Source organism: Corallococcus exercitus, assembly GCF_042231735.1.
Taxonomy (GTDB): domain Bacteria; phylum Myxococcota; class Myxococcia; order Myxococcales; family Myxococcaceae; genus Corallococcus; species Corallococcus exercitus_B.
The window spans coordinates 2,129,029-2,147,450 of sequence record NZ_CP102577.1 but is presented as its reverse complement, the minus strand read 5'-3'; the positions used below and the strand labels follow the sequence as shown (position 1 = coordinate 2,147,450).

The following is an 18,422-nucleotide window of genomic DNA, read 5'->3' as shown; positions in this document are numbered from 1 at the left end:
GGCTCCCTTCCGCCCTGTGGCGCGCGGGGGAGGAAGAGCACCGCCGCCTGGTGCCGCACCCCCGCGAGGCCTCCGCGAAGCTGTTCCGCACCGGCCGTCACGCCCGCCTGCGCGCGGACGGCCGGCTGGAGCCGGTGGCTTCACCGTCGCGGCTCCCCCCTCCGCCCGTGGCGCGTCCCGCCGCGGAGGCCCCTCGCCCCGTGGCGCCCGCCGTCGCCCCGGCGTTGGTGGACGTGGGCCCGCCGCCCATCCCGCGCGTGGGCCGCGACCGGCCGCTGCCCCTGTCCTTCGCGCAGCAGCGCCTCTGGTACCTCCAGCAGCTGGAGCCCACGAGCAGCGCGTACAACAACCCGGCCATCTTCCGGCTCACGGGCGAGCTGGACGGGGCCGCGCTCCAGCGCGCGCTGGACGCGATGGTGATCCGCCACGAGGTGCTGCGCACCACCTACGCCCTGGAGGGTGACCACGCGGTGCAGGTCATCCACCCGCCCCGGGGCCTGCCGCTCCAGCACTGGGACGTGCCCGGCGACACGCCGGAGGCGCGCGAAGCCGCCATGCGCCGCTTCTTCCAGGAGGCCGTGCGCCAGCCGTTCGACCTGGAGAAGGAGGTCGTGCGCGGGGCGCTGCTGCGCATGGGCGCGCAAGAGCACGTGCTGCTCGTCACCTTCCACCACGCGGTGTCCGACGCGTGGTGCACCATGGTCATCGCGCATGAGCTGACGGAGAACTACACCGCGTTCCGCGCGGGCCAGCCGTCGCCCCTGCCGGAGCTGCCGGTGCAATACGCGGACTACGCCGTGTGGCAGCGCGCGTGGCTGGAAGGCGGCGTGATGGAGAAGCAGGTGGCCTGGTGGAAGGACCACCTGACCGGCGCGCCTGCGCTGGAGCTGCCCACGGACCGGCCGCGTCCGGCGGTCATGTCCTTCGCGGGCGCGCGGTACACGTTCCTCCTGCCGTCGGAGGTGTCCGCGCCGCTGCTCGCGCTGGGCCGCAAGCATGGCGCCACGACGTTCATGGTGTTGATGGCGCTCTTCCAGACGGTGCTGTCGCGCTACTCCGGCCAGGAGGACTTCGTGGTGGGCACGCCCATCGCGGGCCGCACGCGTCCGGAGCTCGAGTGGCTGATGGGGTGCTTCATCAACACCCTGCCCTTCCGCTCACGGCTGTCCGGCCTGCCGTCCTTCGTGGAGCTCTTGGGCCGCGTGCGCACGCAGACCCTGGAGGCCTTCGCGCACCAGGACGCCCCGTTCGAGCGCGTGCTGGACGCGATGGAGCTGCCGCGCGACCTCAGCCGCACCCCGCTGTTCCAGGCGAGCATCAACCTGGTGAACACGCCGGAGGCCAAGGCCCGCCCGGCGGGGCTGGAGCTGACCCCGGTGGCGGTGCCGACCGGCACGTCCAAGTTCGACCTGGGCATGGAGGTGGTGGAGGGCCGCGCCGGCTTCAGCTGCAGCCTGGAGTACGCCACCGCCCTCTTCGACGCGGCCACCATGGAGCGCCTGGCCGGGCACATGGTGACCCTGGCGCGCGAGGTGGTGGCCCAGCCCCGCACGCCCGTCGCCCTGCTGCCCCTCATGGATGAGGCGGAGCGCCAGCGGGTGCTGCGCTCCTGGAACGACACCTTCCAGGACCTCCCGCGAGAGGCCGTCCTGCCGGACCTCTTCGCCCGTCAGGCCGCGCTGAGGCCGGACGCGGTGGCGGTGGAGTTCGGGGACGCGCACCTGACGTACGCGCAGCTGGACGCACGCACGAACCAGTGGGCGCACCTGCTGCGTGCGCGCGGCGTGGGCCCGGACGTCCTGGTGGCGGTGTGCCTGGAGCGCTCGCTGGAGCTCATCGTCTCCCTGCTCGCCATCCTCAAGGCGGGGGGCGCGTACGTGCCGCTCGACCCCAGCTACCCGGCGCCGCGCCTGGCCGCGATGCTGGAGGACGCGCCCGCGAAGTGGGTGCTCACCACGCGCTCGATGCGCGCGGCGGTGCCCCTGCCACAGGGGATTGAAGCCGTCTTCGTGGAGGAGCCTGGCGCCGCGGACCTGCCCTCGGCGCCGGTGGTGTCGGGGGTGCGCTCGCGCCACCTGGCGTACGTGGACTTCACATCCGGCAGCACCGGGCGTCCCAAGGGCGTCGCGGTGGAGCACCGCGCGGTGATGCGCCTGTTGCACCACCCGGCCTTCGTGGAGATGAGCGCGGGCGAGACGTTCCTCCACGTCGCGCCCATCTCGTTCGATCCGGCGACGCTCGAAATCTGGGGGCCGCTGCTCCACGGCGGGCGGCTGGTGGTGTTCCCTCCCACGTCGCCGTCGGACCTGGAGGTGCTGGCGCAGGTCATCCAGCGCCACGGCGTCACGTCGATGATGCTCACGGCGGGCCTCTTCACGCAGGTGGTGGACCTGAAGCCGGACGCGCTGCGAGGCGTGCGCAGGCTCATCTCGGGCGGCGACGTCATCCCGCCCGTGCACTCGCGCAAGGTGCTGGAGGCGCATCCGGGCCTCACGTTCCTGGCCTGCTACGGCCCCACCGAGGCGACGGTGATCGCCGCCGTGCACGAACTGTCCGACCCCGCGCGGGTGGAGGCGCCCGTGCCCCTGGGCCGGCCCATCACCTGCACGGAGCTGTACGTCCTGGACGCGCACGGGCAGCCGGTGCCCCCGGGCGTCCCGGGCGAGCTGTTCATCGGCGGCGAGGGTCTGGCGCGCGGCTACATCTCCCGGCCGGACCTCACCGCGGAGCGCTTCGTCCCCCACCCCTTCGCCTCCAATCCCGGTGAGCGCCTCTACCGCACGGGCGACCTGGCGCGCTGGCGGCCGGACGGGGTGCTGGACTTCCTGGGCCGCACCGACCACCAGGTGAAGGTGCGCGGCTTCCGCGTCGAGCTGGCGGAGGTGGAGGCCGCCCTGTCCGCGCATCCGGACGTGCGCGAGGCCGTGGCCGTGGTGCGCGAGGACGTGCCCGGCGACAAGCGGCTCGTCGCCTACGTCGTCCCCGCGTCCGTCCCCGGGCCCGAGGTCCTGCGCGAGTTCATGCGCCAGCGGGTGCCGGACTACATGCTGCCGTCGGTCTTCGTCCCGCTGGAGTCCCTGCCGCTGACGGCGCAGGACAAGGTGGACCGCAGGGCCCTGCCCGCGCCGAAGGGCCAGCGTGATTCGCGCCGCGAGTTCGTCGCGCCGCGCACGCGGAAGGAGCAGGCGCTGGCGCAGGTGCTGGCGCAGGTGCTGCGCGTGGATCGCGTGGGCCTGGACGACAACTTCTTCACGCTGGGCGGCGACTCCATCATCAGCCTCCAGGTGGTGGCGAAGGCGCGGCAGGCCGGCGTGCGGTTGCAGGTGAAGGACCTGTTCCAGCACCCCACCCTGGGCGCGCTGGCGGCCGTCGCGAAGGACGGTGACGCCATCCTCGCGGAGCAGGGTCCGGTGGTGGGCGACGTGCCCCTCACGCCCATCCAGGTGGACCTGTTCGAGCGGGAGCCGACGTACCCGCACCACTTCAACCACGCCCTGCTGCTGAAGGCCCGTCAGCCGCTGAAGCCCGAGCTGTTGGAGCGGGCGCTCCAGGTGCTCGTCACGCACCACGACGCCCTGCGCCTGCGCTACGTCCGGGCCGAGGGCGGCACGTGGCGCCAGGAGGGTGTGTCGCCCGGGGACGCGCCGCCGGAGCTCGTCCAGGTGGACCTGTCCATGCTGCCCCCGGAGGCCCGGCTCGCCGCGATGGAGCGGGAGGCTGCGCGCCTCCAGGCGGACTTCGACCTGGCGACGCCGCCGCTGGTGCGTGTGGCGCTGTTCCACTTCGGCCCCGGAGCGCCGCAGCGCGTGCTGCTCATCATCCACCACCTCGTGGTGGACGCGGTGTCGTGGCGCATCCTGGTGGAGGACCTGGAGACGGTGTACCTCCAGCTCCAGGCCGCCCACGCCCCGGTGCTGCCCGCGAAGACGACGTCGTTCCTGTCATGGGCGCAACGGCTGGAGCAGCACGCCGTGTCGGACGTGCTGGGCGCGCAGGAGGCCTTCTGGCAGGAGGCGCTGCGCGGTGACGTGGCCCCGCTGCCCGTGGACGGCCCGGGTCCGTACACGTACGCGTCGCGCGCCGCCGTCGCCGTGGAGCTGGACGCGGAGGAGACGCGGCAGCTGCTCCAGGAGACGCCCACCGCGTGGCGGGCGCGCATCGACGACGTGCTGCTGACGGCGCTCGCGCGGACGCTGGGCGAATGGACGGGGAAGCCGGACGTCCTGATCGACCTGGAGGGCCACGGCCGCGAGGAGCTGTTCGCGGACGTGGACGTGTCGCGCACCGTGGGCTGGTTCACGTCCGTGGCGCCGGCCCTGCTGCGGCTGCCCAGGGGCGGCTCGCTGGGTGACGGCCTGCGCGCCGTGCGGGACTCGCTGAAGGCGTGGCCCGGCCGCGGCATCGGCTTCAACCTGCTGCGCCACCTGGGGCCGCCAGAGACGCGGGCCCGGCTGGCCGCGCTGCCCCGGGCGCAGGTGGCGTTCAACTACCTGGGCCAGCTGGACGGCACGGCCGCCGCCAGCACCCTCTTCGCCATGAGCGACGAACCCGTGGGTCCCATCGTGGAACCCCGGGCCGTGCAGCCGCATGCGCTCGCCGTGGACGGCTCGGTGTTCCAGGGCCGGCTGCGGATGACGTTCGGCTACAGCCACCAGCAGCACCACGAGGCGACGGTGCGGACGCTGGCGGAGCGCTTCCTGGAGGTGCTGCGTCAGCTCATCGCCCAGCGCCATTCGGAGGACGCGCGGCGGCGCACGCCCGGCGACTTCCCGCTGGCCCGCCTGCCCCAGGCCGGGCTGGACGCGGTGCTCGCGGCGCAGGGCCCCACGGTGGAAGACCTGTTCCCGCTGTCCCCGCTCCAGGAGGGCATGCTCTTCCATGCCCTGAATGCTCCGGAGGCGGCCTACTACTTCGAGCAGGCCGCGTGGTCGAGCCACTCGGAAGTGGACATCGCGCTGCTCCAGCGGACGTGGCAGACGGCCGTGGACCGCAACCCCATCCTGCGCACCGCGTTCGTGTGGGAGGGCCTGGAGTCCCCGCTCCAGGCGGTGCACTCGCACGCCACGCTGCCCTTCACCGTCCATGACTGGCGCCACCTGCCGGAGGCGGAGCAGCCGGCCGCGCTGGCGAAGCTCACGGCGGAGGACCGCGCGCGCGGCTTCGACGTGTCGCGGGCGCCGCTGTCGCGGATGACGGTGGTGCGTCTGGGAGAGGCGCGCTGGCGCTTCCTCTGGAGCCACCACCACCTGCTGATGGACGGCTGGAGCATGGGCCTGTTCTTCCAGGAGGTCTTCGCCCTCTACGACGCCGTGCACGCCGGAACGCCGCCGCCTCCCGCGAACCGGCCCCCGTTCCGCGACTACATCGCATGGCTGGACCGCCGCGACCCGGTGGAGGACGAGCGCTTCTGGCGCGACCAGCTGGCGGGCCTGTCCGCGCCCACGCCCCTGCCCCTGGCTCGGCCTGCGTCCCTGGCGCGGCCCACCACCTCCGACAAGCGGCCCGACGTGAGGGTGACGCTGCCGGCGCCGGTCACCACCGCGCTGGAGGCCTTCGCACGGCGGCATCAGCTCACGCTCAACACGCTGACGCAGGCGGCCTGGGCGCTGGTGCTGGCGCGCCACGCGAACACGCGGGACGTGCTCTTCGGCACCACGCTCGCGGGCCGTCCGCCGGAGCTGCCGGGCGCGGAGGCCATGCTGGGCCTGCTCATCACCACGCAGCCGGTGCGCATCACGCTGCCCGGTGACGGCGAGCCGGTGCTGCCGTGGCTCCAGTCCCTCCAGGCGAAGTTGCTGGGTATCCATCAGCACCAGTACACGCCGCTGGTCTCCACGCATGGCTGGAGCGACATCCCCCGCGGACAGCCGCTCTTCCAGTCGCTGTTCGTCTTCGAGAACTACCCGTTCGACGCGTCGGTGTTGCGCCGCTTCACCGCGATGGACCTGCGCGACCTGGAGTTCGGCGACAGCACGAACTACCCGCTGTCCGCCACCGTAGTGCCGCGCGAGGAGCTCCAGCTCAACCTGGCCTACGACGCGGGCCGCTTCGACGCGGACGCCGTGCGGCGGGTGCTGGGCCAGTGGCGGCAGGCGCTGGAGGGACTGCTCCAGCCGGACGCCCGGCTCGAGGACGTCTCGCTGCTGTCCGCCGGGGACCGGGACTGGCTGCTGCGCACCGGGACCGGCGGCGCCGTGGACTTCGAGCGCGAGGCCACCCTGCACGCGAGCTTCGAACGGCAGGCCGCCGCGACGCCGGATGCGGACGCGCTGGTGTCCGGCGGGACGACGCTGTCCTTCCGGCAGCTCAACACGCGGGCCAACCAGCTCGCGTGGCACCTGCGGTCGCTGGGCGTGGGCCCCGAGGCGACGGTGGCGCTGTGCCTGGAGCGGTCGGCGGAGACCGTCATCGCGATGCTGGCGGTGCTCAAGGCCGGCGGCGCCTATGTGCCGGTGGACCCTGCCGCGCCCTCGGCTCGCAAGTCGTTCGTCCTCAAGGATTGTGGCGCGAGCGTGCTGGTGACCACTCGGGCGTTGCAAGAAGCATGGCACCCGGAAGTGCCCCACCTGGTGCGGCTGGACGCCAAACCTGTCGGACAGTCGGACAGGTTCTGGGAGACCGAACCGGGAGCCGGGGGCGCCGAACCTGTCGGACAGTCGGACAGGTTTGCGGAGAACCCTCCGCCGGCGGCGGGCCCGGCGAACCTGGCGTACGTCATCTACACGTCGGGCTCCACGGGCAGGCCCAAGGGCGTGATGGTGCGGCACCGCTCCGTGGCGCACCTGCGGCGCGCGCTGAACGCGGCGTGCTTCACCGAGGCGTCCCCGGGAATGCGGGTGGCCCTCAACGCGCCCTACTCCTTCGACGTGTCGGTGGGGCAGTGGGTGCTGATGCTGGAGGGCCACTGCCTGTGCGTCGTTCCGGAGGACGTGCGGCAGGATCCGGAGGCGATGCTCGCGTGGCTGGAGCGGCAGCGGGTGGACGTCCTGGACTGCACGCCGTCGCAGTTCAAGCCGCTGCTGGAGGCCGGCTTCCTGGAGCAGGCGCACGTGCCCGCGTACGTCCTCCTCGCCGGTGAGGCGGTGGATGAAGTGACGTGGCGCACGCTCGCGGCGACGCGGCGCACGCAGGCCTTCAACCTCTACGGCCCGACGGAGGTGACGGTGTATGCGACCTGGGAGCGCATCTCCGGCTCGGCACACGCCACGCCCGTCATCGGCCGGCCGCTGGCCAACCTGAACGCGTCCGTGCTGGATGCGCACCAGCGGTGGGTGCCCGTGGGAACGCCGGGGGAGCTGTGCCTCTCCGGCGAAGGCGTCACGCGCGGCTACCTGGGCCGCCCGGACCTGACGGCCGAGCGCTTCGTGCCGGATCCGTTCAGCACGGAGCCCGGCGCGCGGCTCTACCGCACGGGTGACAAGGCCCGCTGGCGCGAGGACGGCACGCTGGAGTACCTGGGCCGGTTGGACTTCCAGGTGAAGCTGCGCGGCTACCGCATCGAGCTGGGGGAGATTGAAGCCGCGCTGCGCTCGCACCCGGACGTCCGGGACGCGGTGGTGCTGGCGCGCGAGGACCGGCTCATCGCCTGGGTCGCGCCTCGGGCGGACACGGCGCCCCTGCGTCAGCACCTCCGGCGGACCCTGCCGGAGTACATGGTGCCCACCGCGTTCGTGGCGCTGGACGCCCTGCCCCAGACGCCCAACGGCAAGGTGGACCGCGACGCCCTGCTCGCGCCAGAGGCCGCCCCGGCCTCCGAGCGCGTCATCGAGCCGCCCTCGACGCCCACGGAGGTGACGCTGGCCGCGCTGTGGAGCGAAGTGCTCCGCGTCCCGGCGGTGGGCCGCCATGACGGCTTCTTCGAATTGGGAGGCCACTCGCTGCTGGCCACGCAGCTGGTGTCGCGGGTGCGCGCGCGCTTCGGCATGGAGCTGCCCCTGCGGGCCCTGCTGGAGGGCCCCACCGTGGCGGAGCTGGCGCGCCGCATCGACGCGCTCCCGCGGTCGCCACGGCAGGGACCGTCCGCGCTGCCCTCGCTGGTCCGCGTGGAGCGGCCGGACGTGCTGCCGCTGTCGTTCGCGCAGCAGCGCATGTGGTTCGCCGAGCAGCTGGGCACCTCGGGGACCGCCTACAGCCTCCCGCACCTGCTGGACCTGGACGGCTCGCTGGACGTCATCGTCCTGCTGGCCGCGTTCGACGAGCTGGTGCGCCGCCACGAAGCGCTGCGCACCACGTTCCGCTCGCACGAGGGCACGCCGTCGCAGGTCATCCACCCGCCCTTCCCCATGTCCCTGCGGCACGTGGACCTGTCCGCGCTCCCGACGCACGAGGCTCGGGAGGCGGAGGTGTCGCGGCTGGCCCGGGAGGAGTCCGCCACCCCGTTCGACCTGGAGCAGGGCCCGCTGTTCCGGGGGCTCCTGATGAAGCTCGGGGCCACGAAGCACGTGCTGCTGCTCAACACGCACCACATCATCACGGATGGCTGGTCCATTGGCGTGCTGGTGCGGGAGATGGGCGCGCTCTACGCGGCGTTCGCGGCGGAGCAGCCGTCGCCGTTGCCGGAGCTGACGGTGCAGTTCGCGGACCACGCCCTCTGGCAGCGCGCCTGGTTCCAGGGCGAGGTGCTGGAGTCGCAGGTCGCGTATTGGCGCGACCAGCTGGCCGGTGCCGCCCCCTCCCTGGAACTGCCCACGGACCACCCGCGTGTGGCCGTTCAGGGGGCCTCGCGCGCCAGCTCCCAGGCGTTCGTGCTCTCGCGCGAGCTGAGCGAGGCGGTGGAGGCGTACGCACGGCAGGCGTCCGCCACGCCGTTCATGGTGCTGCTCGCGGCCTTCCAGCTGCTGCTGCACCGGTACTCCGGACAGGAGGACGTGCTCGTGGGCTCGCCCATCGCGGGCCGTCGCCACGCCGAGTCGGAGTCGTTGATCGGCTACTTCGCGAACACGGTCGTGCTGCGCACCCGGATCCGAGACACGCTGCGCTTCCGCGAGCTGCTGGACGCGGTGCGCACCACCACGCTGGGTGCGTACGAACATCAGGATCTCCCCTTCGAGAAGCTGGTGGAGGTGCTCCAGCCCCAGCGCGACCTGGGCCGCACGCCGCTCTTCCAGGTGACGTTCACGCTCCAGAACGCGCCCATGCCGGAGCTGTCCCTGCCGGGGCTGAAGCTCAAGGCCCGTGAGGACCTGAAGGAGTCCACCCTCTTCGACCTGCAATGCGTGCTGGCCCGGGGACCGGGCGGCTTCGAGGGCGTGCTGGGCTTCAACCAGGACCTCTTCGACGCGGACACGGTGGCCGGCATGGTGGAGCACCTGCGGGTGCTGCTGGAGTCCGCGCTCCGCTCGCCGGACGCGCGGCTGCCCCAGCTGCCGTGGCTCACGCGGACGGAGCGTCAGCGGCTGCTCTCCGACTGGAGCGGCACCACCCGCGACTTCCCACGGGACGCGTCCGTGGCCGCGCTCTTCGCCGAGCAGGCCGCGCGCACGCCGGACGCCACGGCGCTGAAGGCCGGGGAGCGGCGGATGTCCTACGCGGCGCTGGACCGCGCGTCGAACCAGCTCGCGCACCACCTGCGGCGTCAGGGCGTGCGGCCCGGCCACCGGGTGGGCCTGTGCGTGGAGCGCTCGTTCGGGAGCATCACCGCGCTGCTCGGCATCCTGAAGGCCGGCGCGGCCTACGTGCCGGTGGATCCCCAGACTCCGGCGGAGCGCATCGCGTGGGTGCTGCGCGAGGCGGGCGTCAGCCTGCTCGTGACGGAGGGGGCTGTCGCCGACGAGCTGCCCGCCATGACGGACCTGCAGGTCCTGCTGGACGGAGACGCCGCGCGGATTGCACGTCAGCCGGAGACGGCGCTGGACCTGACGGTGCCCGCCGACGCGCTGGCCTACGTGATGTTCACGTCGGGCAGCACCGGCCGGCCCAAGGGCGTCAGCGTGCCGCACCGGGGCATCACCCGCCTGGTGCGCGGCGCGGACTTCATCCACTTCGGGCCCGAGGAAGTGTTCCTCCACCTGGCGCCCATCGCGTTCGACGCGTCCACGCTGGAAATCTGGGGCGCGCTGCTCAACGGCGCGACGCTGGTGGTGGCTCCTGCGGGCGCGCTGTCGCTCGGGGAGACGGGCGCGCTGCTGCGGCGCGAGGGCATCACCACGCTGTGGCTCACCGCCGCCCTCTTCGAGCAGATGGTGCTCCACCAGGGCGACGCGCTGGCCCGCGTGCGGCAGGTGCTGGCGGGTGGCGACGTGCTGCCCGTCGAGCGCGTGCGCGAGCACCTGGGGCGGATGGCCCCGGGCGCGGTGCTGGTCAACGGCTACGGCCCCACGGAGAACACCACGTTCTCCGCCACGCACACGCTGCGCGCAGGGGATGCCGTGGGCCGCTCGGTGCCCATCGGCCGGCCGCTGGTGAACTCCACGGTGTGGGTGCTGGACGCGGCGCTCCAGCCCGTGCCGGCCGGAGTGCCGGGCACGTTGTACGTGGGCGGAGACGGCCTGGCCTGGGGCTACCTCCAGCGCCCGGACCTGACCGCGGAACGCTTCATCCCCCACCCCTTCGCCACGCAGCCCGGAGCGCGCCTCTATGACACCGGCGACCGCGTGCGCTGGCTGCGGGACGGCACGCTGGAGTTCCTGGGCCGCGCCGACTTCCAGGTGAAGCTGCGCGGCTTCCGCATCGAGCCGGGCGAGATCGAAGCCGTGCTGCGCCAGTCGCCGGAGGTCCAGGAGGCGGTGGTCGTGGTGCGCGAGGACGTCCCCGGCGACAAGCGCCTGGTGGCCTACGTCGTGTCCAGCGAGGAGGCCATCGACACGGGCGCGCTGCGCGCGGCCGTGCAGAAGCAGCTGCCGGAGTACATGGTGCCGTCGGCCATTGTGGTACTGCCCGCGCTGCCGCTGAACTCCAACGGCAAGGTGGACCGCAAGGCCCTGCCCGCGCCGAAGGTCCGGGCCGCGGCCCCGAGCAGCACCCCGCACCGCAATCCCCTGGAGAAGGCGCTCGCGGACATCTGGGCCCAGGTGCTGAACCTGGGCGCGGTGGACATCCACGCGGACTTCTTCGAGCTGGGGGGCCACTCGCTGCTGGCCACGCAGGTGGTGGCGCGCATCCGGTCCACGCTGGGACTGGAGGTGCCGCTGGGCGAGCTGTTCCGTTCGCCCACGGTGGCCTCGCTGGCGCAGAAGCTGGCGGAGGCCCGCCGCACCCAGGCACCGCCGCTGGTCCGCGTGGAGCGCACGTCCGCGCCGCCGCTGTCGTTCGCGCAGCAGCGGCTGTGGTTCATCGACCAGTTGGAGCCGGGCAGCCCGCTCTACAACATGCCGCTGGCGCTGAGCCTCACGGGCGACCTGGACGTGGACGCGCTGCGAGGAAGCCTGGACGCGCTGATGGCGCGGCATGAGTCCCTGCGCACGACGTTCCGCCTGGAGTCCGGCCGGCCGGTGCAGGCCATCCACGCGGAGGGCCACGTCCCCCTGGAGTTCGTGGACCTGACGGACCTGGGAGGCCGCGCGGCGCGGCAGGCCGAGGCCCGGCGCCGGGGCCACGCCGAAGCGCTCCGCCCGTTCGACCTGACACGCGGTCCGGTCATTCGCGCGCTGCTGATGAAGCTGGAGGAGCGGGAACACCTGCTGGTGCTGCACCTGCACCACATCGTGTCCGACGGCTGGTCGCTGGGGGTCCTCGTGCGCGAGCTCACCGCCCTCTACGCGGCCCGGCGCTCAGGCCAGGCCGTGACGCTGCCGGAGCTGCCGGTGCAGTACGCGGACTTCGCGGTCTGGCAGCGCGGCTGGCTCCAGGGCGGCGTGCTCCAGGCGCAGGTGGACTGGTGGAAGCAGCAGCTGTCCGGAGCCCCCTTCGTGCTGGACCTGCCCACGGACCGGCCGAGGACGGCCGGCACTTCGCGGCGCGGAGGCCTGCTCCGGGTGACGCTGCCGCGCGCCCTGAGCGAGCGCGTGGAGGCACTGGCGCAGGGGGAAGGCGCCACGCCCTTCATGGTGCTGCTGGCGGCGTTCCAGACGTTGCTGCACCGCGCGTCCGGGCAGGACGACGTGCTGGTGGGGTCGCCCATCGCGAACCGCCGGGAGGCGGAGACGGAGGGCCTGATCGGCTTCTTCGTGAACATGCTGGTGCTGCGCGGGCGCTTCGGCGCGAGGACGACGTTCCGCGAGCTGCTGGCGCAGGTGCGTGACACCACGCTGGGCGCGTATGAGCACCAGGACCTCCCCTTCGAGCACCTGGTGGAAGCGCTCCAGCCCCAGCGCGACCTGGGCCGCGCGCCGCTGTTCCAGGCGACGTTCGCGCTTCAGAACGCCCCGGTGCCGGAGCTGGCGGTGCCCGGCCTCACCGTGGCTCCGGCCCTCCTGGACGGCGACGCCCCGTCGCAGTTCGAGCTGGCCCTGGACCTGAGCCGCGGCACGGAAGGCTACGCGGGCCACCTGCACTACGCGGCGGACCTGTACGACACGGCCACCATCGAGCGGCTCACCGCCCAGCTGCGGCGGCTGCTGGAGACCGTGTGCGACGCACCGGACCTGCCGCTGGCGGACGTGTCGCTCGTGTCGCCGGAGGAGCTGGCGCGGCTGGTGCGCGTGGGCGGCGGTGACTTCATGGCCTTCGAGCGTGACGCCACCCTCCACGGTCTCATCGAGCAGCAGGTGGCGCGCACCCCGGATGCCCCGGCAGTCGTGTTCGGAGACACGGCGCTGACGTACCGGCAGCTCGACACGCGGGCGAACCACCTCGCATGGCACCTGCGGTCGCTGGGCGTCGGGCCGGAGGTGAAGGTGGCGCTGTGCCTGGAGCGTTCGGTGGAGGCCATCGTGGCGCTCCTCGCGGTGCTCAAGGCCGGGGGGGCCTTCGTTCCGCTGGACCCGACGGCGCCCGCCGCGCGCAAGTCGTTCGTCCTCAAGGATTGCGGCGCATCGGTGCTGGTGACGACACGGGCCGTGCAAGAAGCATGGCACCCAGAGGTGCCCCACCTGGTGCGGCTGGACGATAAACCTGTCCGACTGTCCGACAGGTTTGGGGAGACCGGTCCGGGGATGGGAGGCAGCGAACCTGTCCGACTGTCCGACAGGTTCGCGGAGCCCCCGCCGCCGTCGGCCGACGCGCGCAACCTGGCCTACGTCATCTACACGTCGGGCTCCACCGGCACGCCCAAGGGCGTGATGGTGCAGCACCGCTCGGTCCTCAATTTGCATCAGGCGCTGACCCGGAGCCTTCACGCGGGCCTGCCGCAGGGCCAGCGCGTCACCGTCAACGCGCCGCTGCACTTCGATGCCTCCATCGCGCAGGTGATCCAGCTGCTGGCGGGCCACTGCCTGCACCTCGTCCCGGAGACCGTGCGGCAGGACGCGGAGGCGATGGTGGCGTGGCTGGAGGACCAGCGCATCGACGTGCTGGACTGCACGCCGTCGCAGCTGCGGTTGATGCTGACCGCGGGGCTGCTGGAGCGCGCCCACGTGCCCGGAGTCATCTCCGTGGGCGGCGAGGCGCTGGATGAAGTGACGTGGCGCCAGCTGCGCGCATCGAAGCGCGCACGGGCGTTCAACGAGTACGGCCCCACGGAATGCACGGTGGACGCGGTGGACTGGCGCATCCAGGACGCGGCGCAGGAGACGCCCGTCATCGGCCGGCCGCTGGCGAACCTGAACGCTTACGTGCTCGACGCGCGGCAGCGGCTGGTGCCCTTCGGAACGCCGGGAGAGCTGTGCCTTTCCGGTGAAGGCGTCACGCGCGGCTACCTGGGCCGGCCGGACCTGACGGCCGAGCGCTTCCTGCCGGATCCGTTCAGCGCGGAGCCCGGCGCGCGCCTCTACCGCACGGGGGACAAGGCCCGCTGGCGGCAGGACGGCACCCTGGAGCTCCTGGGCCGGTTGGACTTCCAGGTGAAGCTGCGCGGCTACCGCATCGAGCCAGGCGAAATCGAGGCCACGCTGCGAGCGCATCCGGACCTTCGGGACGCGACGGTGCTGCTGCGTGAGGACTCGCCAGGCAACGCGCGGCTCGTGGCCTACGTGGTGACGAGCGGCGACACGGAAGTGCTGCGCGACCACCTGCGGAGGCACCTGCCGGAGTACATGGTGCCGGCGGCCTGGGTCGCCCTGCCCGCCCTGCCGCTGACACCCAACGGCAAGGTGGACCGCAAGGCCCTGCCCTTGCCGGACGCGCTGCCGCGCGCATCGCGCACCTATACCGCCCCGGCGACACCCGCCGAGGTGGCCCTGGCCTCGATGTGGGAGGAGCTGCTCGGGGTGCCCGTCGTCGGGCGCGATGATCACTTCTTCGAGCTGGGCGGCCACTCACTGCTGGCCACGCAGCTGGTCTCCCGCATCCGCGCCCGCTTCGGAGTGGACGTGGGCGTCCGGGCGCTGTTCGAGTCCCCCACCGTGGCGGCGCTCGCCCAGCGGCTGCCGGACGCACCGGAGGCCAACGCCCTGCCGCCGCTGCGGCCCGCCGCGACACCCGGGCCGCACCCGCTGTCGTTCGCGCAGCAGCGGCTGTGGTTCATCGATCAGCTCGACCCGGGCAGCGCGCTGTACAACATGCCCACCGCGCTGCGCCTCACCGGCGCGGTGGACGTGCCCGCGCTCCAGCAGGCCTTCGACGCCCTGGTGCAGCGGCACGAAGCGCTGCGCACCACGTTCGAAGCGCACGACGGCGAACCCCGTCAGCACGTGCACCCCGCCCCCACCGGAGTCCTGTCGGTGGTGGACCTGACGGGGCTCTCCGACGACGCGCGTGAGGCGGAGGCCCTGCGGCTCGCGAGCGAGGACGCGCTGACGTCCTTCGACCTCGCCGTGGGTCCGCTGGCGCGCCTCACGCTCTTGAAGCTGGGCGAAGAGGAGCACGTGCTGCTCCTGTGCCTGCACCACGCCATCGGCGACGGATGGTCCATGAGCATCCTGGTGCGTGAAGTCACTGCGCTCTACGAGGCTTTCCGGAAGGGGCAGCCCTCGCCGCTGGCCCCGCTGCCGGTGCAGTACCCGGACTTCGCGGTCTGGCAGCGCGGCTGGCTCCAGGGGGAAGTGCTGGACGCGCAGCTCGCGTGGTGGACGCAGCAGCTGGCTGGAGCCCCGCGGGCCCTGGCGCTGCCCACGGACAAGCCGCGCCCGCCGCAGCGTTCCGCTCGCGGTGCGACGTTCCCGGTGCGTCTGTCGCCAGCCCTGAGTGAGGCGGTGGAGACGTTGGCTCACGCGGAGGGCGCCACGCCCTTCATGGTGCTGCTCGCGGCCTTCCAGACGCTGCTGCACCGGTACTCCGGGCAGGAGGATCTGCTGGTGGGGTCACCCATCGCGGGCCGGCGCCATGCGGAGACGGAGGGCCTTATCGGCTTCTTCGTCAACACGCTGGTGCTGCGCACGCGGTTCGACGGACGCCCGTCGTTCCGGGAACTCCTGTCGCGGGTGCGTGCCACCACGCTGGGCGCGTACGAGCATCAGGACATCCCCTTCGAGCGGTTGGTGGAGGCGGTGCAGCCCACGCGCGACCTGTCGCGCACGCCGCTCATCCAGGCCCTCTTCACGCTCCAGAACCTGCCAGACGCGGAGGTGCGTCTGCCGGAGCTGACGCTGCGCCCGGTGGAGGTGGACCTGGCCACGACGAAGTTCGACCTGGACCTGAGCCTGGGTCGCACGGAGCGCGGCTTCGAGGGCGTGCTCTCCTACAGCACGGACCTCTTCGAGCCCGCGACGGCCCGCCGGCTGTCGGAGCACCTGGTCCAGCTGCTGGAGGGCGCCGTCGCGAAGCCGGACGCCGCGGTGGAGACCCTGCCCCTGCTGACGGCCGAGGAGCGCCAGTGGGTGCTGGAGGAGTGGAGCGGCGAGACGGCCCCCTTCGAAGGGGACCTGCCCTTCCACACGCGCTTCGAGCAGCAGGTGACGCGCACGCCCAAGGCGCCCGCCGTGGTGATGGGCGACACGTCCGTGTCGTTCCACCAGCTCAACGTGCGCGCGAACCAGCTGGCGCACTACCTGCGGTCGCTGGGCGCGGGCCCGGACGTGCCGGTGGCGTTCTGCCTGGAGCGCTCGCCGGAGGCCATCGTCGCCATCCTGGGCATCATGAAGGCGGGCAGTGCGTACGTGCCGCTCGACCCGGCGGCCCCTGAAGCGCGCAAGGCCTTCATCCTGGAGAACAGCGGCGCGGCCGTGCTGCTGACCACGCAAGCACAGGTGCAGACATGGCAGCCGCCGGTGCGGCACGTCGTGCGGCTGGACGCGGACGCGCGGCGCATCGAGTCGTCCTCGCCGGTCAACCCGCGCTCGGGCGTGTTGCCGGAGCACCTGGCGTACGTCATCTACACGTCGGGCTCCACGGGCATGCCCAAGGGCGTGATGATCCAGCACCGCTCGCTGGCACACCTGCGGCACGCGATGAACGAGACCTGCTTCAACCGGGCCCCTCAGCCGATGCGGGCGAGCCTCAACTCGCCCTACTTCTTCGACGCGTCGGTGCAGCAGCTGTCGCTGCTGCTGGATGGCCACTGCCTGTTCCTCGTCCCGGAGGCCGTGCGGCGGGATCCGGAGGCGCTGCTCGCGTGGGTGGAGCGGTATCGCATCGACATGCTCGATTGCACGCCGTCGCAGTACCAGCTGCTGCTGGAGGCGGGCCTGCTGGAGCAGGAGCACGTGCCGAGCCTCTGCTCCATCGGCGGCGAGGCGATGGCCGACGTGACCTGGCGCACGCTCACGGCGACGCAGCGGACCTGGGCCTTCAACGCCTATGGCCCCACCGAGACCACCGTGAACGCGACCATCGCCGCCATCCAGGGCAGCCCCACGCCTACGCCCGTCATCGGGCGCCCGCTGCTGAACCTGGGCGCGTACGTCCTGGATCCGAACCTGAACCCCGTGTCCATGGGCGTCCCCGGCGAGCTGTACATCGGTGGCGAGGGCCTGGCGCGCGGCTACCGCAACCGGCCTGACCTCACCGCGGAGCGCTTCATCCCCCACCCGTTCAGCACGGAGCCCGGGGCCCGCATGTACCGCACGGGCGACCGGGTCCGCTGGTTGCCGGACGGCACGCTGGAGTACCTGGGCCGGTTGGACTTCCAGGTGAAGCTGCGCGGCTACCGCATTGAGCTGGGCGAAATCGAGGCCGCGCTGCGTGCGTCTCCGGGCGTGCGCGACGCGACGGTGTTGTTGCGCGAGGACGTCCCCGGCCTCCCGCGACTGGTGGCCTACGTGACGCCGGAGGTGGACACCGCTTCGCTCCGAAGCCACCTCCAGCGCTCGCTGCCGGAGTACATGGTACCGGCCGCCTGGGTCGCCCTGCCCGTCTTGCCGCTGACGCCGAACGGCAAGGTGGACCGCAAGGCGCTCCCCGTCCCCGTGGACGGCCCGGTGAGCATCGAAACCCACGTGGGCCCTCGGAACGAAGGCGAGGCCCGGCTCGCGGCGCTCTGGGCGGAGTCATTGGGCGTGGCCTCGGTGGACGTGCGCACCAGCTTCTTCGAGCTGGGCGGGCACTCGCTCCTCGCGGTGCGGCTCATGGCGGCGGTGAACCGGGAGACGGGCCAGAAGCTCCCGCTGTCGGCGCTCTTCCAGGCTCCCAGCGTGGAGCGGTTCGCGGAGTTGCTGGCGGCCGGGGACGCGTCGAAGCCCTTCACGCCGCTGGTGCCCTTCACGAAGGAAGGCACGGGCAGCGCGCCGCCGTTCTTCTGCGTGCACCCGGTGGGCGGCAACGTGCTGGCCTACGCGGAGCTGGCGCGGAGGTTGGGACCGGATCAGCCCTTCTACGGCCTCCAGGCCCGGGGCCTGGACGGTACGAGCCAACCGCTGGACACCGTGGAGGCCCTGGCCGCCAGCTACGTGCGGGCGCTGCGAGAGGTCCAGCCCACGGGCCCGTACCACCTGGGCGGCTGGTCCCTGGGCGGCGTCATCGCCTACGAGATGGCGTACCAGCTGCGCGAGGCGGGCGAAGCGGTGGAGCTGGTGGCGCTCATCGACTCGTACGTCCCGGAGACGGTGCCGGACTCGGAGCCGAACCTGGACCGCACGCTGGCGGTGGGCCTGTTCGCGCAGGACCTGATGGGCGTGTCGCTGGCGGACCTGGATGTGGACACGGCGGAACTGGCGACGCTGGAGCCCGAAGCGGCGCTCGCGAAGGTGCTGGAGGCTGCGGCCCGGACCGGCGCACTGCCGTCAGGAGTGGACGCTGGGAGCTCCACGGCCCTCTTCCAGGTCTTCGAGGCCAACCTCGAAGCGGCTCGGCGCTACCACCCGCCCGCGATGGAGCAGCGCGTGCTGCGCATCCAGGCGGAGGAACTCGTGGACGACGCGGGCACGGGAGACGGCGGCTGGGCGGCGCTCGTGGGGGACCGGTTGGAGTCGCACCGCCTGCCGGGCACCCACTACACGCTGCTGCGCGAGCCGGTGGTGCGGTCGGTCGCGGAGCTGTTGGCGAAGGCGCTTCGTGGCCCGAGCAAGCCGTAA

1 protein-coding gene (running past one end of the window) is annotated in these 18,422 nt (G+C 72.7%); it reads left to right on the top strand.

Features of this window, described 5'->3' with window-relative positions; translation table 11 throughout:
- Positions 1 to 18,422: the 3' portion of a non-ribosomal peptide synthase/polyketide synthase gene (locus NR792_RS07980; RefSeq protein ID WP_375759474.1), read on the top strand. It extends 12,220 nt beyond the left edge of the window; the window shows 18,422 of its 30,642 coding nt (coding positions 12,221–30,642); the start codon falls outside the window, past its left edge; its stop codon occupies positions 18,420 to 18,422.